The following is a 20,187-nucleotide window of genomic DNA, read 5'->3' as shown; positions in this document are numbered from 1 at the left end:
CTGTACCTCCTTATACGTAATGAAAGGCAAGATTTATCCTAATATCATCGCGTATTTCTCAGATATGCAATTTGGTCATCCCATTAGTAATCAGACAAGGTGAAGTCCACCTTCATAAGATGTAATCGCATTCATAAACATTCAAATATCATGAGGAGAAAGACTAGAGTATGTTTTCAAACTCAGGTGATTTTCTAAGGAACACAGGACGTCTTATTCGGCCCTCAAGTCCTCTTCTTAAATTGTAAGGAATCTGAGACATCTTATTTCCCATAATCATCTGACAAAAACGCTACAAAAGACTATTTTCCCCTATATAGCGTGTCTCAGACTCCTTATATTTCGGAGAGCGTCCCAAATCCGCAAATAAGACGTGTCAGGTTCGTAAGATTTATCACCAGACCGATAGACTATGACTTCTCATATTCAGTTTTTAAGATACTCATGCAAACACTATCCCAGTACTTACCCTTTTTATATATCTTCTTTCTGTATCTTCCTTCTTCTTTAAAGCCACATTTTAAATAACATTTGTAAGCAATCTCATTATACTCGTACACTTCAAGTTCTAATCTGTTTAAATTTAGCTCTTCGAAGACAAACTTCTGTAGTACACGGATTGCTTCACTCCCATAACCTTTACCTAAAAATTCTTTTCTACCTATTACAATTGCTAAAGATGCAAAGCGGTTCTTCCAATCTATTTTGTATAGATCAATTTGACCTATATAATCCAATGAATCTTTTAATCCGATAATAAAACTTTTATTTGAAGACTTGCCTTCAACCATTGACTTAAAAAAGGAATCCGTCTCATAACTCGAATGAGGATACAAAAAATTATCTGATAATGTCCCTGTGATTTCTGAATCGTTTACCCATTGTTTGATGTAATTCAAGTCAGAATCCTGGTATTCTCTTAACACAATTCTTTCTCCATAAATACGAGACACTTTAATCTCCCCCCCAATCAATGCTTATACCTAACTATTATTAGCTAGTCAGCGCTCGTGCATTTACATCACCCGATATTTCTCATTATTTATAATTTCACTTACGATTTCAGGTAATTGATCTTCTGTAAAATGATGAGTATACAATTTGTTATCGGCTCTCACATTCCGATGATTTTCAAACTCTTCCAGCAGAAGCACACTTCTTTCTTTCATTTGATGTTCTTCTGCCCTTAGACAGTCTCTATGAATAATGGTTTGACGATCCACCATCAATACAACATAGATTACGCGAACATGATAGTCTGCCAATTCTGCCATTAATCCATCAATGTCTTCCGGAAAGGAAACATAGTCCAAAACGACATCGTATTTGTAATCCAATAAGTTTTTCACTAGACTAGATATATTTTTCCAGGTTAAGTCGTTTGTATCCTTATCAAGCCAGGGTTTACCTCGCCCTTTAACCGGAAGGTGGCTAACTGCATCTCCAGAGATGTATGCACTTTTATCTAATGTCTGAACCAGCAGCTTGCAAGTTGTAGATTTCCCTACTCCTGGGGGTCCAGATACAATATATAGGTTGTTACTCATTTCGTATTCTCCTTACAATATCTTTTGGAAACTTCCAATATCCAGTTTTCTATCAAATTTATATCCGATCTCTTTGAACAGAGCACATTGTTCATAACCATTTCTCTCGAATAATGATTTACTTCTCGTATTCTCCATACAAATCGTCGCAATTAGGGTATGGAAGCCTTGTTCTTTTGCAACCTTCTCAATAAAACGAAGTGCTTGTTTGCCCATGCCTTTTCCCAAAATATCGGGCTTCAAATATATAGTGACTTCTCCGCAGATGTCATAGGCCTGTTTACTCTTATATTGGGTGATCAGAACATAGCCCATCATTTGATTATCTTCAAATATTACGTAAGTTTTATACCGCGTATCCTTGTTCATCACAGAGGATTTAATCTGATCAAGATCTAACTCCTCCGTATGAAACGAAATCGTTGTATTCCTTACATAATAGTTATAAATCACTCTAATTTCAGGAAGGTGCTGCTCGGTTACCTCTTCAAAAGTCACTGTCGTCAATTACCATCCATCCCCTGCTGTTCATTATACATATATTCCCATATAACTTCTGCTTTTATTTTAGGACCTGCTTCAATATAAGTTCAATAATTTCACTGGTTTCCAGATGATCGGTAACAATGTGGGTTTGAAATTGTTCATTCTTGAACGCTTCAACACACTTTGGTGCTTGTTGATACTGCCAGCCGCCAAATTTATCTCCGCGTTTAGCCAAACGATGATAAATCGTCTCTTCTGTAGCCGTTAGGCAAAAATGATGGATGTCCTGATCGATCTCTCTCATCCCGTTATAGATGTAATCGAAGTTTTCCTCTTTATAGATGGTCATGGGGATGATTAAGTGTTTGTTGTATTTCTGCTTTACTTCTTTAGCCGTCTTTACGGTTAGAATTTTCCATAGTTCGATATCTTGAAAATCGTCCGTCCGTTCCCTTTCCTCTCTACAACTCTCTGGAAGAAGTTTTCTCAACATGTAACCTATTTCTTCCGGATCGTAGATCATACTGTTGGCAATTAAAGGCTGAAGAGCTTCTGCTGCAGAAGTTTTCCCTGAACCAAACGCTCCATTAATCATAATGATCATTGGATCAATTCACTCCTACTCCATAAATGGTTTCAATACACACCAGATTCTTCCTATCCGTAATTTTATCCATTATAAATGTTTTCCCTCCACTGTGGTGTTACAAAATATCCAAAAACATGATGAAATCCCATTGGGTCGACCCAACGGGATTTCATGATCGTGCATTATTTTTCATTCAACCTTAAGCTTGTTAATGTATTTCCAAGTAATCGATGTATATATCCCATGTTCCGTCATCGGCTGTTACAACCAACTCAATGACCTGATTTCCCGTCCCATGGCTGATATTATTCAGGGTATAGACCGCTGGAGCGCTCCCGCCAAAGTAAAACGTTCCCTTCGTCTGTCCACCAATCTTCAGATCAACTCTAGCCATGTTGGCATTGTTTGAAGCTCCACGAAGTGAAAAATTGTGAGTACCCGTTGCAAAATACTGCGTGTATTTAACCAGATCATTATTAGCGTAAAGGACCACACCATTGAAAGGAGAACTGATATTGCCTGTGTATTGCCCACCTTTGGTCATATTCTCCGCTTCCACTTTTGTTGTGTTACTTGGGGGATTGGTAGTGCTACCATCGGGTGCGACTGCCCGACCAGTAGTTGGTGAGATCATGCCGGAGCAAAGGCCACGATTCTTCAGATTTTGTGCAATCTGCGGAATCGCCTGAAGTGTCGTCTGGTACTGATCATGCATTAGAATGACATCACCACTTTTCATCGTGTTCACAGCCGCTACAATCTGGGCTGCGCTGGCACCATTCCAATCCTGGGAATCTACGTTCCACAGCACTTCAGTCAGGCCATTTTGGCTCACAACGGATTTCAAGGTTGCATTGGTCGCTCCGTAAGGAGGTCTGAACAGTTTAGGTGAACTTCCGGTAATGGACTGGATCGTCTGCTGTGTGCGTGTAATCTCTGACGACATCTGAGCGCTGCTTAATGTCGTCATATTCGGATGAGTGTAGGAATGATTGCCAATCCACATGCCAGCTGCCACCTGAGCAGCAACCAGCGATTGATTGTTTTGCGCATTTTGTCCAACATTGAACATCGTTGCCCGTAAACCCGCCTGCTTCAACGCGTTAAGCATATTTGTTGTATTCCCGGATGGACCATCATCAAACGTTAGACCTACATAACCATTTGGACAACTTGCATCTGCTGCACGAACGTCGGGCACCGCCGGAATAGAAAACAAGGTACCGAAAACCGCGAGAGACATTACCACCTTTGCCAGCTTTACTTTAAACATCAAATTACCTCCTCATATTATATTTACAGCATAATACCTTCTACACTCCCTCTCTTTATCGAACTTCCACCTCTCAAAAAAGCGCTTTCAATTATATGTAGTTCTCTGCGTACTTTCTCTCAGATAAGCACTTTTTGTTCAAGGTGAATTCAGTATAAACGATACCTATATTTAAAGTAAATTCAATTTTATCCAAAATGTTCTATTTTTTTCACGATCGCTAGAATCGTCTGTTGTACATCTCCCTACTGGCACTCTCCTGTGTAAAAATATCCTCAGGGGGCACCATACGCTTCGGAAGTGTTCGTCCTGCAATAATTTCTTTTGTTGCCTGCATAAGCTGAGGGCCAAGCAGTGGATTACATTCCACCACAGCGTTGATTTTCCCACTGGCCAGAATTTCAAGTGCTTTGCGAGAGCCGTCCACCGAGACAATGATGATGTCCTCTCCCGGCTTCAGCCCGGCTTCTTCTATCGCTTGAATGGCGCCAAAAGCCATTTCATCATTATGGGCAAAAAGAACCTGTGGCCTTTCTACTTCCGGAACCTGAAGGAAATCTTTCATCACTTGTTTACCATTATCCTCCGTAAAATCAGCGGGAGCACTTTGTGTGAAAATGATATCTGCTCTGGTGTCCAAAATGCTTCTAAATCCCTCGCCACGCTGGATGGAAGGCGTAGAACCACTCGTGCCTTGCAGTTCTGCAATTCGTATCGAACCCGGATGATTTCGCATCCGGTCCTGAATGTACTTCCCTGCCTTCACACCTTCCTCATAAAAGTCCGATCCAATCGTTGTCACAAAAAGTGAAGTGTCTTTCACATCAACTGATCGGTCTACGATGATCACCGGTATGCCTGCATCCTTGGCCTCCTGAAGGATACCATCCCAGCCCGATTCCACGACTGGTGCAATGGCAATGACATCCACCTTTTGCCTGATAAACGACCGAACAGCCTCGAACTGTTTCGTCTGAGACTGTTCTGCATTTTTTATCACAAGAGAGATTCCTGATTCTGCCGCAGCATTTCGAATAGACGTCGAGTTTGCCAGCCGCCAGGCACTCTCTCTGCCGAGTTGTGAAAAACCTAAGACAATCGGTTTCGTAGAGGTATCCGTCGCCACTGCTGATTCCATCCATTCCTCAACGGACGGGAGAGTTTCCAGGTTGTTAGACGAGATAGGAGGAGGCACAGATTCAGACTCCTGTGTTGTGCAACCGACAAGCAGTAGCAGCAGTATGAACAAGCACAACCCGTTCACATATCTTCTCACTCATGCTCCCCCCATCCCCATGTTAGTCTCTACAGCCACTGGTGCAGAGAACATATTGTAATATGATTGTTCGATATTATTGTTCGGTATATGTGTTCATTATCATTTCATTTGATCAACTTAATGCAGTGATTTCGAGGATACTCGCCGCCCGCTAAGAAGTCGTTGGAACAAAATAAAGACAAACAGCATCAGGCCAATCACAATCTTGGTCCACCATGAGCTGAGCGTACCTTCGAAGCTAATTATAGTTTGGATAGCCCCTTGGATCAATACGCCAATAAAGGTTCCCGCCACATATCCCACACCACCTGTTAGCAGCGTGCCTCCGATCACAACAGCCGCGATGGTATCGAGTTCAAGACCCATGGCGTGTAATCCATAACCGGATAACATATAAAAGGTAAAGACGACACCAGCAAGCGCGGAGCACAAACCGCTGAACGTGTACACCAGGATTTTGGTACGTGCAACCGGCAGTCCCATGAGCAGTGCGGATTGTTCGCTTCCGCCAATGGCGTAAACGTTGCGCCCGAACCGGGTATAATGTGCCAGGTAAATCGCGAGCAGTAGAATGACCAGTGCAATAATCACATTAATGGAGACAAAACTCCCCCCGGGCAGTGAAATTTTCGACTGTGCAACCTGGGTGTAGAATGGATTCGTAATCGTAATCGTATCGAGACTGATGACATAACACAGCCCTCGTGCCAAAAACATGCCGGCCAGCGTCACGATGAAGGGCTGAATTTTAAAATAGTGGATGATCGCCCCCATGACTGTACCAAACAACGCGCCCATGACAAGTACCATCGGTATAACGATGGCAGGTGACCAACCCTGTTTCTCGACCAGACTTGCGCTAATGATGGTTGTCAACGCAATGACAGAGCCAACCGACAGGTCGATCCCTCCCGATACAATCACAAAAGTCATGCCAATCGCCGTGATAATTAGAAAGGCGTTATCAATGAGAAGATTAAACAGGACCTGTGTGGAAAAGAACCCCGTATACCGGAAAGAGCCTATGGCAAACATCACGGCCAGCAAGCCGAAGGTGACAAAGACCGGGAGATACTTACGATTAAGAAACATGGCGGTTAACCCCCTGTTCGGCTGGAAACTTCCGTTTTTTCCAACGGATCATCATGGAATTGCGGAATGAATCGGATTGAATCAAACATACGGCAAGTACAACAAAGGCTTTGACAACCAGTGTAACTTCTGGCGGTACACCAATCATATAGATCGTTGTTGTTAAGGTTTGGATAATAAGCGCTCCAACAACGGTACCCATTAGATAGAAACGTCCTCCATTGAGTGAAGTCCCACCGATGACGACAGCAAGAATAGCATCGAGTTCATACCACAGACCTGCGTTGTTTCCATCCGCACTTGATACATTCGAGCTGAGAATAAGCCCGGCAATGCCGGCACACAGCCCACAGAAGACATATACCGTGAGAATAACCGTTCTGGAACGAATACCTGCCAGTCGGCTCGCACTCGCGTTACTTCCGACCGATTCGATAAACAGTCCCAGTGCCGTTTTCCTCGTCAACAGAGAGGCAATAAGCAGGACAGTCAATACGATGAAGATGGAAAAAGGTAATGCTGCTAACGAACCGGCCCCGATATAGGCGTAGTTCGCGTTGGATACTGTAATAATCTGTCCACTCGTAATCAGTTGCGCAATCCCACGTCCAGCTACCATCAGAATAAGCGTCGCAATAATGGGCTGGATTCGGGCAACCGAAACAAGCGCCCCGTTCCATATGCCCAAGATCAGGGAAAGACCTATAGATAATCCAAGGGCACCCAATACAAGCCCGAAGGAACTCTGATCTACTCCTCTGCTGATGCTCATACAAGCCACGGCACCGGAGATCGCTACAATGGAACCCACGGACAGATCGATACCTCCGGTCGCAATGACCAGCGTCATGCCGATCGATACCAGAATTAAAGGCGCTCCAAAATTGAGAATATCAATTAAGCTGCCATATAGATTTCCTTCACGCATAACCAGGGAGAAGAAATCCGGAGAGTACAGCAAATTAAAGATTAATAGTAAACCAAGCATACATAACGGCCAAAACAAATGATGTTTACGCATCTTGCCCGCCATCCCTTCACCCCCCTGCCATTGCTTTCATAATTTGCTGTTGGTGGATCTGATCCCCGCTGAGTTCTTTCACTTTTTTGCGGTCCCGAAGTACGGCAATCCGCTGGCTGACACGAATCACTTCTTCCAGCTCGGACGAAATGAACAGCACGGCCATGCCCTGCTTTGACAAAGAAAGTACCAGTTTCTGAATTTCGGTCTTTGCACCAATATCAATGCCACGCGTAGGTTCATCGAGTATCAACAGATCGGGGTTCATCAGCAGCCACCGTGCAAGCAACACCTTTTGCTGATTACCGCCGCTCAGATTTTTAATTAAATGCTCCGGGTTTTTCGGATGGATATTTAACAGGTTGATGTACTTTTCGGCGATTTCATCCTGATTCTTGCGTGAGATCGGTTTGGACCAGCCACGTGTCGCCTGTAAAGCCAGAATAATGTTCTCCCGGATGGTCAGATCATCAATTATGCCTTCGGTTTTACGATTCTCGGAGCAAAAAGCAATATTTTGATCAATCGCATGACGCGGCGACTTGACCGTACTTCCTGTATCCACAACAAGCAGCTTGCCTTCTTCCGAACGATCTGCACCAAAGATTAGGCGAGCGATCTCGGTTCGACCAGACCCCAATAACCCAGCCAAGCCCACGACTTCTCCCTTGCGAATATCCAGATCAAACGGCTCAATCGCGCCTTTGCGTCCAAGTCCTTTGGCGGTAATTAACAGTTCTCCCGACTTGGTCTCGACAGCATCCGTTTCCTTCGGAAGCTCCTCTAACACTTCAAGCTCTTTGCCGATCATCTTGAGCACCAGTTCCATGCGTGGAAGTTCTGCAGCTATGTACTCTCCCTCCAATTCCCCGTTACGGAGCACCGTTAGACGATCCGACATCTCGTAGACCTGATCAAGAAAATGAGTAACAAAAAGAATGGCGAGACCTTCGCTTTTTAATTTGTGCATAATTCGAAACAGTTGCTGAACCTCGTTTTTGTCCAGACTGGATGTGGGTTCATCCAGGATGAGCACTTTGGCCGAGATGCTGAGTGCTCTTGCAATCGCAATCAGTTGTTGAATCGCGACCGAGTAGTTCTGTAAAGGAGCCTTCACGTCGATGGACAGATGTAATCTGTCTCGCAGCAGGTTCTCCGCATCTTTGTTCATTTGCTTCCAATTGATTTTGCCAAACCGCATCGGTTCCCGCCCGATATAAATATTCTCAGCGACCGTTAAGTTCGGACAGAGATTGACCTCTTGGTAAACGGTACTGATTCCCGCCTTTTGCGCTTCAAGCGGACCGGAGATCAAAAGATCACGGTTATCCATCGTTACCGTTCCTTCGTCAATGGAATAAACGCCAGTCAGAACTTTAATCAGCGTCGATTTCCCCGCTCCGTTCTCACCCATCAAGGCATGAATCTCGCCTGGAAACAAGCGAAAGCTGACACTGGATAGCGCTTTAACCCCGGGAAATTGTTTGGTGATACCTGTCATTTGCAAAATGGGGGCTTGCTCGGCCATATAACCCTCTCCTTTGTTATGGGAAAAAGTCATTTAGCGACAGCCTGGTCGAAAAATGACTTTTCGGTGTTATACGAATCAGCTTTTAATATTCGCGTGTGGGCAATGCTTCTTTGGCTTGTTCAGATGTGAACGTTGTCTCGTCCGTTACGATTCGGGCTTCGATGTCTTTTCCGTCCACTACCGCTTGCACCGCTTCCATTAATTGAGGTCCTAACAACGGATTACATTCAACGATAAAGTTGATTTTGCCATCAGCAGCAGCCTGCATTCCATCCTTCACGGCATCAACAGAGATAATGGTGATATCTACGCCTGGTTTTAGTCCTGCCGCTTCAATGGCCTGAATTGCACCAAGTGCCATATCGTCATTATGTGCATAGAGAACATCTATTTTTTTATGTGCTTTGAGGAAAGCTTGCATGACTTCTTTACCTTTGGCACGTGTAAAGTCACCCGATTGTGAAGCAATCACTTTAAGCTTCGAATTGGAAGCAATCAATTCCATAAAGCCCTCTTGACGGTCATTTGCTGGTGCGGAGCCCGTTGTGCCCTGCAGCTCCACGATATTGATCTCATCTTGTGTGTCCTTGTATTGGTCACTAAGCCACTGACCTGCTTTGCGTCCTTCTTCTACAAAGTCGGAGCCAATAAAGGTTTTGTAAAGGGTTTTATCCGGGGAATCCACAGCACGGTCCGTCAAAATCACGGGAATGCCTGCATCCTTTGCTTCTTTCAATACGGTATCCCAACCGGATTCCACTACAGGGGAAAAGGCAATTACCGTCACCTTCTGCTGGATGAAGGATCGCAGAGCTTTAATCTGATTTTCCTGCTTCTGCTGCGCATCGGAGAATTTCAAATCATAACCTGCTTCTTTGGCTGAATCCTGAATCGACTTGGTATTTGCCGAACGCCAGCCACTCTCTGCCCCAACTTGCGAAAAACCGAGCGTAATGGTTTTGGCGCTGGCAGGTGCACTGCCTTCCCCGCTCGTTGAAGTTGCATTATCGGAGCCTGCTCCTCCATTCGTACTGTTACATGCCGTACTGACCAGCATCACCATAGCCAATGTTATGGCAAGTCCCCACTTTTTTTTGGTTCGCATGTTGTGATCCTCCCTTTTTAATTTCACCTTGAGGTGTGACCACATTATAAAACGCTTTCATTCCCAGCTTATATGGAGTCTCATGCTTTTTTAATGTAATCATTTGGCAATTTCAAAAACGGAGATTTAAAACGTGTAATTTCTTTGTTTAATTGTGTAGTATTTAGCGAATCTCTTATATATTAAAAAATCATGTTATACTAGTGGTACATTTATGATCCCTTCAGATGGAGTGGAATACGTTGAAACTCATTCAGTGGATTACTTCAAGCCTCAGGCTTAAATTGCTCAGCATGTTTATCATCCTCAGTTCAGTGCCACTGATCGTGGTTGGATTAATTTCTTACCACAAATCCTATACGGTCGTATCGAATCATAACAAGGCCTCGACACAACTGGTCGCTGACCAGCTTGCCAGAAACATCGACATCTTGTTTGAGGATACGGAACGGCTGCTCGAACTGGGCAAGAACCCGCAAGTGCTTCAATACCTGTACTCTCAATCGGAGTCCTACCCGGAAGCCAAATCCATCCTACAGACCTACAATCTTTATCGGGAAACCTACAAGTATGACAAGGTACTTAATATCTCCTTCGTGAATTTTTATGGAAAAGGCATAAGTGAACGAAAAGGCGTCTTCAAGCTCGAACGGAATCCGCTGCGTAACCCGTACTTCAAGTATCTGATCCAGTATCCGGATGCCATTCTGCGCATCCCTCATTCTGCAGCCTATGCCGAATATAACAGGCTGGATGGTTTTGCTTACCCTAAACAGAATGCGCTTTCAATTATAACCACGGTTAAAGAGCGAATTACGCATGAGGTCATCGGGTTTATCGTAATTGATTTGAATGATTCGTTCATTGATGATTTTTTGACGAGTACTCCCATTAAGGATTCCGGTTTTTTCTACATTAGTGATCAACACGGAAATACACTCTTCAAGCCAGATGCCACCCCGGCATCCATAACCATGATGGATCAGATCCGATCGGTCCCTTTACATCTACAGCACGACAGCTTTATCCTGTCTGCAGGATCCAAGCCCCAGTTTGTTGTATACAGCACCTCCAAACAGACCGGATGGAAAATGATCGGAGTAGCTCCTTATCAGGAAATCATTGCAGAGGCCAATAGCATTCGCCAATTAATTATCATCACGGTTTTATTAAGCGCCTTCTTTGCGATATCGTTATATTTTTTCCTGAATAATCGACTGATTCTTCCCATCCAGATTCTGATGAACAAGATGCGTAAAGCTGCAAACGGTTACTTGGAAGCCAAAGTCACACCACACGGCTCGGACGAAATTGCTGATCTGGGCAAAAGCTTCAATGTGATGCTGGATAAGCTCAAAATGTTAATCGAAAAGAGCATTCGAGAGAATGAACAGGTGAAAATAGCTGAACTACGAACGCTGCAAGCTCAGATCAACCCTCACTTCCTCTATAACACGTTGGAATCCATTCTATGGATGGCTGAAGCAGAGAAAAAAGAAAATGTAATCAAGCTTGTGCAGGCCCTCTCGAAATTCTTTCGTTTGAGTCTGAACAAAGGATTCGACTGGGTGTCCATTCAAACCGAGCTTGAGCATGCGCGCAGTTACCTGGTCATTCAACAGATGAGGTACCACGATATTCTTACTTACGAGATCAGCGTGGATCGTGAGCTTCAGGATTATCCCATTTTGAAAATGACCTTGCAGCCCTTGATTGAAAACGCGCTCTACCATGGCATCAAGAACAAACGCGGTCAGGGACTGATATCCATCCACGGATATAGTGAGGACCATAGCATCATCCTCACTGTACAAGACAACGGAATCGGCATGTCTGCAGATCGATTGGCACAATTACGTGAAGAGTTGGAGAAGCCGGCAGGTTCCCGTTCACCCCAAGATGACGATCAGGAAGGCGGATTCGGTCTGCTCAATGTACATCACCGGATTCGGCTCTATTTTGGACCATCTTATGGTGTTGAAATGGAAAGTACGTATATGGAAGGAAGCACATTTATGATTCGTATCCCCAAAAGCAAGGAGGTTAACCGATGAAAAAAGTGATGATCGTCGATGACGAAATTGGAATTCGGGAGAATATACGCAGCTGCATTGATTGGGAAAAGGAAGGTTTTCACTATTGCGGGGATGCACCTGACGGTGAGCTTGCTTTACCTTTAATTCAAGAATGGGCTCCGGATATTCTGATTACCGATATCAAAATGCCATTTATGAACGGATTGGAGCTGACCTCCATCGTTCGCACTCAACACCCTGATATCAAAATCATTATCATGAGCGGTCATGATGAATTCAGCTATGCCCAGGAGGCCATCCGGCTTGGTGTGACCGAGTACTGTCTGAAGCCCATTAGCGCAGCAGACCTGATCCAAATGCTTCATAAGGTCAGCAAACAAATGGATGAAGAACATCAACGTATCACAAGCCGGACAATCACCAAAGAAAAACTGCTGGCCGATCTGTGCGGAGGACTCATCGGGACAACTGATGCGATTGAATCAGCCAAACAACTCTCAGTTCCTCTCTCAGCCAGGTATTATACCATTGTGATTATCGATGTTCGACTAACCGATCATTCCCCGGACCCGGAATCCCTGATGAAGAAGCTTCTTCCTATACTGGAGGAAACTCGTGATCCCCACGTAGAACTTCTTCCTTATATTCGAAGCCGGACGGAGCTTGTGCTTTTGCTCAAATATAACTCCGATGACAGCATAAACGTATATCTGGAGCAGCTTCGCGGGCGGGTTCGTACGGAACTTGAGCATACGTTCAAATGTAATCTGATTCTGGGCATTGGCAGTCAACAGGAGCGTCTGCAAGGAATTCATGTTTCGTATCTGGAAGCGGAGGAGGATAAGTATATTACCCGGCTCACCCTTCAGAACAGAGCTTCTCTACGTGAAATCAACCTGGGTGAGCATACAACTCTTTTTCTCGACAGGAATTCGTTTCTTGAATTTCTCAAAATCGGCAGCCCCAATCTGCGTGACCCTTTTGTGCAAGAGTTTGCCGCTCCATTACAGTCCTTCGACTGGAAGTCTTCATCGTATGGCTTCTACCTGTTGAATGATCTTACGCTGGAGTCCTTTCGGCTCGCAAATCAGCTGTTCCGCATGAGTGACCATTCGGATGAGAACATAACTTCCCTGCAGCAGACAATCCGGAAGATTACGTGCTGGGCGGATTGCACCCAATATCTGTGTTCCCTGCTTAACCTGTTATGGGAGAGAAGAGCAGCGTGCTCCGGAAAATACAGTGATGTCATTGATCAGGTGAAAGCCTATGTATCCCGTGAATACAATAACGAACAGGTCTCGTTGAAAATGATTTCTGCACACGTCAGAATCAGTCCAAGTCATCTAAGCAAGATTTTCAGTCAGGAAACCGGTCACACGATAACGGAGTATCTAACCCAGATTCGAATCGGTAAAGCCAAGGAGTTGCTGAAAACGACAAGCAATAAAACCTTTGAGATTGCTTACAAAGTTGGTTACAACGATTCTCACTATTTTTCCAATATATTTAAGAAGACAACAGGTTTTACGCCCAGAGAATACCGAACTCAAGGAACCGAAGAATCGCAGGCCAGACCATCAGATATGAGAAAAGAGCCCATGTATGAATAAAGCCAGATTTGCACTTTTACTTACAGTAATACTGCTGTTCCCGATGATCCTTTCATCCGGTTCGGCACATATTCGTCCACAGCCAATGGCTGCAACACTTCCAGCAACTTCACCCATAGAAAAATCTGTAGCGAGCAAAACTTTCGGAATTATATATCCAATGACGTATCCAACGTATGAGATGATCACAACGGATGCAACGGAGTATGCAGGTACACACAATATCAAGTTAATCGTAAACGCACCTGATGAAGCCAATACCGAACAGCAGATTCGTATCATGGAGAATATGATCAAACAGCATGTGGATGGCATAGCTATATCTCCTGTGGACGCTGCTGCACTTACACCCGTTATTAATGCAGCCCAAGCTGCGGGTATTTCCGTCATTACATTTGAGTCAGATGTTCCATCCAGTCATCGAATCGCTTATGTGGGCGCCGATAACTATCGCACTGGTCAACAGTTTGCGATGACGACTACACGACTTCTGCATAATCAAGGCATGATTCTTGTCGAGAATGGTTTGGAGGAGATGCAAGGTTTGCAGCAGCGGCTTAATGGTTTCATTGACTATATCCGCAGTGAAACAGACATCGAAATCTTGGAAGTTCGTTATCATCAAGGAAATGAAGATCGAGCCATGTCCGATATGGAAAACATGATTCAGGCTCACCCTCACTTCAATGCGATTATCGGGCTCGATTTTGTTTCGGTCTCTGCCTCTACCCTGATCTGGAAAGCGAAAGGCCTGAACCGGCATTTAATCGCATTCGGTGACAGCCCGACCAGTGAGAACGGGTTGCTAAACGGTCAATTGTCTGCCGTTATTTCTCAGAATGAAGGAGTCTGGGGTGCAAAAATGATGGAGACCCTGTTACTCGCAAGCGATGGTGTGCCTGTGAAGGAATTTATTGATACGGGGATCATTGAAATAAATCAGGAAGGAAGTCATTAAGGTGATGTTCGCCTGTCATGTGATGACAGGCGAACATCACCCATTCAAATTTCGTACACGTCGTTGTTTCTACCCTTTACGGTTAAGCTTCATGATGAGCCGATCCAGGATGAACCCCACTCCGCCCCAAAAAATCAAATGGAACAAGTATATCAACGGCCTGAACAATGAAGTCGTCTCTGGATTTGTATTTATTTTGGTCAACCAGTCATTCAGCAACGGATTTATAGGATTCGTGAGGTAAATCAGAATATTCTTATCATCGTTTCCTGATAAATTAATGAAACATACGGTTAGCGAGAAAATGACAAACCAAAAAGTCAGCTTTTTCAGTATGTTCAGCATGACGAGTGGGTAAATCTCCTCTCAAGTATATGATGCCTTTTGAGAACCTATTTTTTCCATTCATCTTCCAGAATGCTCATCTCGATCAGATTCCAGAAGGTATCTTCATATCTTCTCGCATCACGAATAAGTCCTTCTTGTACAAAACCCGCTTTTTCATAACATCGGATAGCCGAGGTATTAAAATCAAATACGCCCAGACTGATCCGGTGTAACTTCTCCTCTTCAAATCCAATTCGAAGTGCCTCATCGATCATTTGTTTCCCATAGCCTTTACCCTGATATGGCTTGCCAAGAAGCACCTTACCGATCCGCCCTGAACGATTATATCGATCGATACCGCCAAGAGCAATATGGCCCACAATCTCCTGAGTCGAATCATCCAGCACTTTATAAATGAACTTATTCGAAGTGTTCTTATCATTCGCACCCTGCAAATAATCAGATAGCTGTTCTCTGGAAAGTGGATATTGGAACTGAGGGCCGGCCCACTGGAGCAGAAATGCTTCATCTCCACTCCATTCGATTAGTTGATCAAAATCTTCCGGTTCAAAGTATTGGAATGTAATCATGTTGATCTGCCCTTTCTTTTTTTATGTCATATCATAACTTATTTCAGTTCTCTTGTGTCGTCATAATTACGAGTTTCATCAAACGCTCTGTTTCTTATATTCATTTCACGAATGGAGTTACGGACAACATTCATTGTACTAATTAAACAGATAACTCCACCCAAAATACATATCGCGCCTATCCAATAATTCAGTGCAAAATTCACTTGATAATCACTCGGAGTATAACTGCCAGCTGCTGCTGACTGGAATGCTGCATACCCTAGCTTCGGAATCACCTCTTCAATCATTTTCGAGATTGTAATAATCACCATTCCTAACATGATAAAGAGTAATGAGAAAATAATGTGTATATGCTTCAAAGACAAGCTACCTCCTTTAAAATCCAAATCGCGTGTGATTTGGCTCTACTTGCATCTTAGAAGTCGAACGACTTCGCCATCAATCAGCCCTTCACTTACTCTCTGAAAACCAAGTGATTCATACAGATTTCCTGCGATACCATTTTCCGGCCTGTGTCCAATCATGATGCGTTTGCAACTCAGCGATTCTTTCATTAGATCAATCAACTTCCTAAGCGCTTCTCTTCCATAACCTCTGCCCTGATATTTGGTATCTATCATCAGAGCAAGAAGCCAGTAGTTATCCTCATGATCCGGTTGATCAGAGTACACAGCAAAACCAATCAGATCCGAATCGAAATAGATGGCCACGGGTTGAAAATCGGTCATGACCTTGGATTCAGCGATCCAATATACAACCGGCGCTGGAAAACTTTTTTTCTGTTCTTCAGTTACATCCAGTTGAGTGCAAGCATACCAATTATCCACCGACACACGTTTTAAATGAATCATTGTTTGAAATTCCTCCTTGGGTCCTATGCGCTAGACAAAAACACCTCTGGCAACTTTATTTCTTCTACTCGGAATTGTATTGTTTCTCATATCACATCACTCCTTTCACCGTTGTTGTGCAAACCTTTGGTAACTTCAATCACATCATGCTAACCTTGATCTCTAATAGTTCAGGAGTATGTTTTACAAGGTCAGCTATTTCATAAGAAGCATTAACTGCTAATGCATCTTTAACTGCCTCAGTCCCTCTTGTCTTCCATATCGAATATATCCATTTGGAAAAACCATATGAATTCATGTGGTGACCACGTTCCTGTATCTGCATAAACAATTTCACACTTTCCTCATACCTTTCAATATCCGTTAAAATACAGGCCAAATTGTTCAACGCAATGTTGATATCTCTCTGCGAATTTCTAGAGACATTAATATCCTCCCAGCTACCGACCACTTCATCTTTTCTTGAAATAGGCATTGCTCCATCATTGATTTTATCAATCCAGTCCATCGTTTCGTTTACAAGAGCTTCGACTCCCGCAAAATCCCCGGCATGATAAAGCCTAACCAGACGTTGTTTGTTGTACGTAATCCCGGCAAAAAGAATATTGGACCATGTCACATCTTCTTGTATGAGTTGGTTCATATTTTCAAGCACACTGTCCATTTCACTGTACCTCTCCAAAACCCAAAGCGAACCGCCCAAAGCCCGATGGCTCTCGAATCGAACACCTCGGTTGGTATCCAGCTTGGGTGCATGATCACAAGCATAATGGTACCAATCGATCCAATGGTCAAAATAGTTTCCCAAGGACAATGATAACGCTTGTGTCGAATCCGAAACGATCCAGTGTAATTGCTCGGGGGCGAGGTTTTCTTTCCCCCATTCGAAGAATGCCCGGTGATTCGCATAAAGCAGTTCCGACTCTCTTAACAAGGCATAACCATCAGAAATATTCCAGTAGACCCAGCCTCGTTCATTGACAGACAACTTGCTGGATTGTTCATATTCTTTCAGCAAATCAATCATGCCTTGATGATCATCTTGAACTACAAACTCCTGGAAAGCTTGAACGATATTCATTCCCATCCTCCGTCTCTTAGGAAGCTTATTCTGTCATAGACAGTGCCAAAGCACCGAGCAAGTAAACCTTACCTCAAACGTACACAGCTCTTACAGAGGCTTCGTGCCGCAAGCTGTAATGAAATTCATCATGGCATAGGCTTCCGAAGAATGATTTATCGCATCAAAGGCTTGTTGCAGCTGAGCAAACTCCTCTGAACTGATCACACCTTTTTCGGCAAAATGTACAAAACGATTAAGATTAAACTGCTGCTTAAACCCTTCTATGCCTAACAGATCACTATGTTGAAGGACCGAATCAATCTCAACATCGATGTACCCGCTCCCTGAGAGGAGACGTGGCAGACTTCTGCCAATGATGCGATTACCGCCGTGTTGTGCCACATAGTCCGAAATTTTCATTAATACCGTATGCAAAGCAGGGACATCAGGATTCACTGCTCCAAAAACGCCGTCATCCACATCAATAATGGCAAGACGACCGCCAGGCTTCAGTACACGATATATCTCTCGTGCAGCTTCGTCAGGATTGTTCAAGTGAAGAAAGATAAGTCTTGCTACGACAAAATCAAAAGAATCATCAGGCAGATCCATCTGGTAGATGGAAGACTCTACAAATTGCAATCGCTTGGAAGGAATAGCTTTCAGCTGTTCTTTGGCTTGTGCTTGCAGTGAACGATCAATCTCAAGCGAGGTAAGCTCGCTGTCTGGCAAACTGTTTAATAATTGCTCTGTAATGTAACCTGGTCCGCTTCCGACCTCCAATACACGCATTCCATTTTTCAAACCATACCATTCCAGATTTCGGAACTCTTTGGGCCACCCCATTACCGCCTGCATCTTTAATCTCTCTAATTCCTCTTGTAAACTTAAAACTGCCGTTTGGATACTGTATGTTGAACGCGGATCACTCATATATTCTCTCCTGTTCTTCAGTAGAATAATAAAACATATACCCTTAGACTTTTTTCTTCCCTAGTAAAAAGTATCCTTATGATTCAATTGTTCCCCTGTGGCTTGTCCCGTCCCGCAACCGATTTCAAGATGTCCTCCAACAATGCCATTAACCGAACAGCCACCCCGTTTCGTATATATTGACAGCATACTGTCAATGAATTAAGATAAACATATGAAATACAACCAAAATATAGAAGATCCGCTAAGCAAGTTTTCCCTCCACATCTTTCAGATTCATGGGTTATTGATGCGTTCGGGGGACATCGTTACACGTCCACTCCATCAGAGCAGTGCCCGATGGCAGGTATTGGGTCGCATTGGACATGGTACACCGACAGTAGCCAAAATCGCCCGTGATATGGGGCTAGCCCGCCAAAGTGTACAGCGCATTGCAGATGTATTAACCGATGAAGGGCTCACTATGTACAAAGACCATCCGACAGACCGACGAACCAAGTTGCTTGAATTAACGGCGAAAGGAGAAGAAGTGCTGGAAGCGATCTATACACAGTACGATGAATGGAATCAGTATATTATGGCTCACCTTGATCCGAAGCAATTATTAGAGATAACGAATGCTCTCGGCCAAGTCGGAAAAATTTTAGAAAAGGAAATTACACAGTTTAGCAATAAGGCGAATGAGTAGAGTTGCTTTAGTCAAGCGGACTACACAGTAAAGCTGAGATGACATCGAATCACTGCATATCTGAAATCCAAACCATTTAATCTAATCCAAAACAATGATTGGGGTGTTCATATGAAAAGTATTTTCAATAAAACGCATGCTGTGGAAATCGTAGAGCGTATTGATAGACTCAGTGCAAATTCCAAGCCTCAATGGGGAAACATGCAGGTCCCTCAAATGCTGGCACATTGCTCGGCATTTCAAGACATTCCCATGGGGAATGCTTTTCCACCTAGAGGATTGCTAGGGAGGCTCGTTGGAAGGTTCGCCAAACCGATGTTTTATAACGAAAAGCCATTACCGCATAATATGTCGACCATCCCAACAATTATTATAGAAGACAACAGAGAGTTTATCGTAGAGAAAGAGAAACTGAAACAAAAGATTACAACTTTCCAGAGTCTTGGTCAAAGAAAATGCTCCTCTCACCCCCATCCTTTTTTCGGAAGATTAACACCTGAGCAATGGGGTATAGGCATCTATAAACATTTAGATCATCATCTAAAGCAATTTGGAGTGTGATTCGTAAACGAACATTTTTTTAGAACTTATGGATTATACTTGTTATGCATTGATGAACTTCCTTAGCAATGACTCAACTTCATTAACCCAGTCTCCTTCTTCGTCAGCCAGTAATGTCTTCCAGCCAAGTAGCTTAGCAGAATGTAAATTTTTCTCTTGATCATCTATAAATAGAACCTCTTCTCCAGCTACCAGGAAGGTTTCGACCCGTTGGTATATTTCAATCTCAGGTTTGCATAACCCCACTTGATTAGAGATGGTTACACTTTTGGTAAATGAGCTTAAATAGCTCAGATTCGGTTCAATCCATTCCTTGCAATGATTGCTGAGCAGATGGATATCGGCGGACTCACTCCATCGCTCAAGGTATTGAGTGGCTGGTAAGGGAACAATTGAATTGTACAAGATGTCCTTCGCTCGGCTTATTGATAATTCGGGATACATCTCCTTCAACGATTGCCAGAACTCTTCTTCCCTCATCATTCCTGTCCAGAGCTTTCGTTTGATTCCTGCAAAATGTACTTTCAAAGATTCTGCGGATAGGTTGGTTTCCTGAATCATATCTCTCCAGCACGTTAACGACATATTACTTAACAGTACACCTGCGATATCTAAAACGATCTGTGGTCTGCCTTTCATTT

21 protein-coding genes are annotated in these 20,187 nt (G+C 43.6%); 5 read left to right on the top strand and 16 right to left on the bottom strand.

Translation table 11 applies throughout. The features are described 5' to 3' along the window. Nucleotides 1-410: 410 nt before the first annotated feature. From ACE3K2_RS08115 to ACE3K2_RS08070, 10 genes are all read right to left on the bottom strand, one after another. Nucleotides 411-953 (bottom strand): GNAT family N-acetyltransferase, encoded by a 543-nt coding sequence (locus tag ACE3K2_RS08115; protein ID WP_421888792.1) that lies wholly within the window; start codon nucleotides 951-953, stop codon nucleotides 411-413. 63 nt (nucleotides 954-1,016) lie between these two features. Beyond that, the gene (locus ACE3K2_RS08110) at nucleotides 1,017-1,547 is read right to left on the bottom strand and encodes an AAA family ATPase (RefSeq protein ID WP_421888791.1); all 531 of its coding nucleotides are present in this window, start codon (nucleotides 1,545-1,547) and stop codon (nucleotides 1,017-1,019) included. Between the two features lie 12 nt (nucleotides 1,548-1,559). Further along, complete coding sequence (locus ACE3K2_RS08105) at nucleotides 1,560-2,045, bottom strand: GNAT family N-acetyltransferase (protein WP_421891070.1); 486 nt, start codon at nucleotides 2,043-2,045, stop codon at nucleotides 1,560-1,562. Between the two features lie 64 nt (nucleotides 2,046-2,109). Continuing rightward, nucleotides 2,110-2,637, bottom strand: a complete 528-nt coding sequence (locus ACE3K2_RS08100) for an AAA family ATPase (RefSeq protein WP_421888790.1) — start codon at nucleotides 2,635-2,637, stop codon at nucleotides 2,110-2,112. A gap of 193 nt (nucleotides 2,638-2,830) precedes the next feature. Further along, nucleotides 2,831-3,895: a polysaccharide deacetylase family protein gene (locus tag ACE3K2_RS08095; RefSeq protein WP_421888789.1), complete on the bottom strand. Its 1,065-nt coding sequence runs from the start codon at nucleotides 3,893-3,895 to the stop codon at nucleotides 2,831-2,833. A 220-nt stretch (nucleotides 3,896-4,115) separates the two neighbouring features. Further along, nucleotides 4,116-5,171 (bottom strand): ABC transporter substrate-binding protein, encoded by a 1,056-nt coding sequence (locus ACE3K2_RS08090; protein WP_421888788.1) that lies wholly within the window; start codon nucleotides 5,169-5,171, stop codon nucleotides 4,116-4,118. A gap of 120 nt (nucleotides 5,172-5,291) precedes the next feature. After that, nucleotides 5,292-6,266, bottom strand: coding sequence for a galactofuranose ABC transporter, permease protein YjfF (gene yjfF / locus ACE3K2_RS08085; RefSeq protein WP_421888787.1), 975 nt, complete (start codon nucleotides 6,264-6,266; stop codon nucleotides 5,292-5,294). Continuing rightward, on the bottom strand, nucleotides 6,256-7,299 hold the full coding sequence (locus ACE3K2_RS08080) for an ABC transporter permease (RefSeq protein WP_421888786.1): 1,044 nt from the start codon (nucleotides 7,297-7,299) through the stop codon (nucleotides 6,256-6,258). Before ACE3K2_RS08080 ends, yjfF begins: the two co-directional genes overlap by 11 nt. A gap of 4 nt (nucleotides 7,300-7,303) precedes the next feature. Then, nucleotides 7,304-8,815 (bottom strand): sugar ABC transporter ATP-binding protein, encoded by a 1,512-nt coding sequence (locus ACE3K2_RS08075; protein WP_421888785.1) that lies wholly within the window; start codon nucleotides 8,813-8,815, stop codon nucleotides 7,304-7,306. An 85-nt stretch (nucleotides 8,816-8,900) separates the two neighbouring features. Beyond that, nucleotides 8,901-9,923, bottom strand: coding sequence for a substrate-binding domain-containing protein (locus tag ACE3K2_RS08070; RefSeq protein WP_421888784.1), 1,023 nt, complete (start codon nucleotides 9,921-9,923; stop codon nucleotides 8,901-8,903). A 242-nt stretch (nucleotides 9,924-10,165) separates the two neighbouring features. Here ACE3K2_RS08070 and ACE3K2_RS08065 point away from each other — a divergent pair, with 242 nt between their 5' ends. From ACE3K2_RS08065 to ACE3K2_RS08055, 3 genes are read left to right on the top strand one after another with little or no spacing between them, the layout of a single operon-like run. Continuing rightward, nucleotides 10,166-11,977: a cache domain-containing sensor histidine kinase gene (locus tag ACE3K2_RS08065; RefSeq protein WP_421888783.1), complete on the top strand. Its 1,812-nt coding sequence runs from the start codon at nucleotides 10,166-10,168 to the stop codon at nucleotides 11,975-11,977. Further along, complete coding sequence (locus ACE3K2_RS08060; RefSeq protein WP_421888782.1) at nucleotides 11,974-13,572, top strand: response regulator; 1,599 nt, start codon at nucleotides 11,974-11,976, stop codon at nucleotides 13,570-13,572. The genes ACE3K2_RS08065 and ACE3K2_RS08060 overlap by 4 nt, the downstream gene beginning before the upstream one ends. Further along, nucleotides 13,565-14,530 (top strand): sugar ABC transporter substrate-binding protein, encoded by a 966-nt coding sequence (locus ACE3K2_RS08055; protein ID WP_421888781.1) that lies wholly within the window; start codon nucleotides 13,565-13,567, stop codon nucleotides 14,528-14,530. Before ACE3K2_RS08060 ends, ACE3K2_RS08055 begins: the two co-directional genes overlap by 8 nt. A gap of 392 nt (nucleotides 14,531-14,922) precedes the next feature. Here the strand turns inward: ACE3K2_RS08055 and ACE3K2_RS08050 are convergent, their stop codons facing one another. The 5 genes from ACE3K2_RS08050 to ACE3K2_RS08030 all read right to left on the bottom strand — a co-directional run bounded on the left by ACE3K2_RS08050 (nucleotide 14,923) and on the right by ACE3K2_RS08030 (nucleotide 18,297). Then, nucleotides 14,923-15,447 carry a GNAT family N-acetyltransferase gene (locus ACE3K2_RS08050; RefSeq protein ID WP_421888780.1) on the bottom strand — a complete coding sequence of 175 codons (525 nt, stop codon included), beginning with the start codon at nucleotides 15,445-15,447 and terminating at the stop codon, nucleotides 14,923-14,925. A gap of 38 nt (nucleotides 15,448-15,485) precedes the next feature. Next, nucleotides 15,486-15,809, bottom strand: a complete 324-nt coding sequence (locus ACE3K2_RS08045; RefSeq protein ID WP_421888779.1) for a hypothetical protein — start codon at nucleotides 15,807-15,809, stop codon at nucleotides 15,486-15,488. Between the two features lie 45 nt (nucleotides 15,810-15,854). Next, nucleotides 15,855-16,301, bottom strand: coding sequence for a GNAT family N-acetyltransferase (locus tag ACE3K2_RS08040; protein WP_421888778.1), 447 nt, complete (start codon nucleotides 16,299-16,301; stop codon nucleotides 15,855-15,857). 139 nt (nucleotides 16,302-16,440) lie between these two features. Continuing rightward, entirely contained in the window at nucleotides 16,441-17,382 is a 942-nt protein-coding gene (locus ACE3K2_RS08035; RefSeq protein WP_421888777.1) for a hypothetical protein, read from the bottom strand. A gap of 90 nt (nucleotides 17,383-17,472) precedes the next feature. Next, nucleotides 17,473-18,297 carry a methyltransferase domain-containing protein gene (locus ACE3K2_RS08030; protein WP_421888776.1) on the bottom strand — a complete coding sequence of 275 codons (825 nt, stop codon included), beginning with the start codon at nucleotides 18,295-18,297 and terminating at the stop codon, nucleotides 17,473-17,475. Nucleotides 18,298-18,511: 214 nt separating this feature from the next. On the opposite strand from ACE3K2_RS08030, the gene ACE3K2_RS08025 reads away from it, so the two are divergent. Together ACE3K2_RS08025 and ACE3K2_RS08020 are read left to right on the top strand one after the other, a co-directional pair. Beyond that, nucleotides 18,512-18,985 carry a MarR family winged helix-turn-helix transcriptional regulator gene (locus tag ACE3K2_RS08025; RefSeq protein WP_421888775.1) on the top strand — a complete coding sequence of 158 codons (474 nt, stop codon included), beginning with the start codon at nucleotides 18,512-18,514 and terminating at the stop codon, nucleotides 18,983-18,985. A gap of 111 nt (nucleotides 18,986-19,096) precedes the next feature. Continuing rightward, a complete protein-coding gene (locus tag ACE3K2_RS08020; RefSeq protein WP_421888773.1) occupies nucleotides 19,097-19,546 on the top strand; it encodes a DUF1569 domain-containing protein in 450 nt (149 codons plus the stop codon). A 42-nt stretch (nucleotides 19,547-19,588) separates the two neighbouring features. Here ACE3K2_RS08020 and ACE3K2_RS08015 read toward each other — a convergent pair whose 3' ends face one another. Further along, nucleotides 19,589-20,185 carry an HAD-IA family hydrolase gene (locus tag ACE3K2_RS08015; RefSeq protein ID WP_421888771.1) on the bottom strand — a complete coding sequence of 199 codons (597 nt, stop codon included), beginning with the start codon at nucleotides 20,183-20,185 and terminating at the stop codon, nucleotides 19,589-19,591. Nucleotides 20,186-20,187 lie beyond the last annotated feature (2 nt).

The organism is Paenibacillus sp. (assembly GCF_048976745.1).
Classification (GTDB): Bacteria; Bacillota; Bacilli; order Paenibacillales; family Paenibacillaceae; genus Paenibacillus.
This window is presented reverse-complemented; position numbering and strand designations above follow the sequence as displayed.

What these genes read in the sequence shown, in the direction of transcription:
- ACE3K2_RS08110 (WP_421888791.1), bottom strand. Translation starts at nt 1,547, where the DNA reads ATGAGTAACAACCTATATATTGTATCTGGACCCCCAGGAGTAGGGAAA.
- ACE3K2_RS08100 (WP_421888790.1), bottom strand. Translation starts at nt 2,637, where the DNA reads ATGATCATTATGATTAATGGAGCGTTTGGTTCAGGGAAAACTTCTGCA.
- ACE3K2_RS08095 (WP_421888789.1), bottom strand. Translation starts at nt 3,895, where the DNA reads ATGTTTAAAGTAAAGCTGGCAAAGGTGGTAATGTCTCTCGCGGTTTTC.
- yjfF (WP_421888787.1), bottom strand. Translation starts at nt 6,266, where the DNA reads ATGTTTCTTAATCGTAAGTATCTCCCGGTCTTTGTCACCTTCGGCTTG.
- ACE3K2_RS08080 (WP_421888786.1), bottom strand. Translation starts at nt 7,299, where the DNA reads ATGGCGGGCAAGATGCGTAAACATCATTTGTTTTGGCCGTTATGTATG.
- ACE3K2_RS08075 (WP_421888785.1), bottom strand. Translation starts at nt 8,815, where the DNA reads ATGGCCGAGCAAGCCCCCATTTTGCAAATGACAGGTATCACCAAACAA.
- ACE3K2_RS08070 (WP_421888784.1), bottom strand. Translation starts at nt 9,923, where the DNA reads ATGCGAACCAAAAAAAAGTGGGGACTTGCCATAACATTGGCTATGGTG.
- ACE3K2_RS08060 (WP_421888782.1), top strand. Translation starts at nt 11,974, where the DNA reads ATGAAAAAAGTGATGATCGTCGATGACGAAATTGGAATTCGGGAGAAT.
- ACE3K2_RS08055 (WP_421888781.1), top strand. Translation starts at nt 13,565, where the DNA reads ATGAATAAAGCCAGATTTGCACTTTTACTTACAGTAATACTGCTGTTC.
- ACE3K2_RS08050 (WP_421888780.1), bottom strand. Translation starts at nt 15,447, where the DNA reads ATGATTACATTCCAATACTTTGAACCGGAAGATTTTGATCAACTAATC.
- ACE3K2_RS08040 (WP_421888778.1), bottom strand. Translation starts at nt 16,301, where the DNA reads ATGATTCATTTAAAACGTGTGTCGGTGGATAATTGGTATGCTTGCACT.
- ACE3K2_RS08035 (WP_421888777.1), bottom strand. Translation starts at nt 17,382, where the DNA reads ATGAATATCGTTCAAGCTTTCCAGGAGTTTGTAGTTCAAGATGATCAT.
- ACE3K2_RS08030 (WP_421888776.1), bottom strand. Translation starts at nt 18,297, where the DNA reads ATGAGTGATCCGCGTTCAACATACAGTATCCAAACGGCAGTTTTAAGT.
- ACE3K2_RS08025 (WP_421888775.1), top strand. Translation starts at nt 18,512, where the DNA reads ATGAAATACAACCAAAATATAGAAGATCCGCTAAGCAAGTTTTCCCTC.
- ACE3K2_RS08020 (WP_421888773.1), top strand. Translation starts at nt 19,097, where the DNA reads ATGAAAAGTATTTTCAATAAAACGCATGCTGTGGAAATCGTAGAGCGT.
- ACE3K2_RS08015 (WP_421888771.1), bottom strand. Translation starts at nt 20,185, where the DNA reads ATGAAAGGCAGACCACAGATCGTTTTAGATATCGCAGGTGTACTGTTA.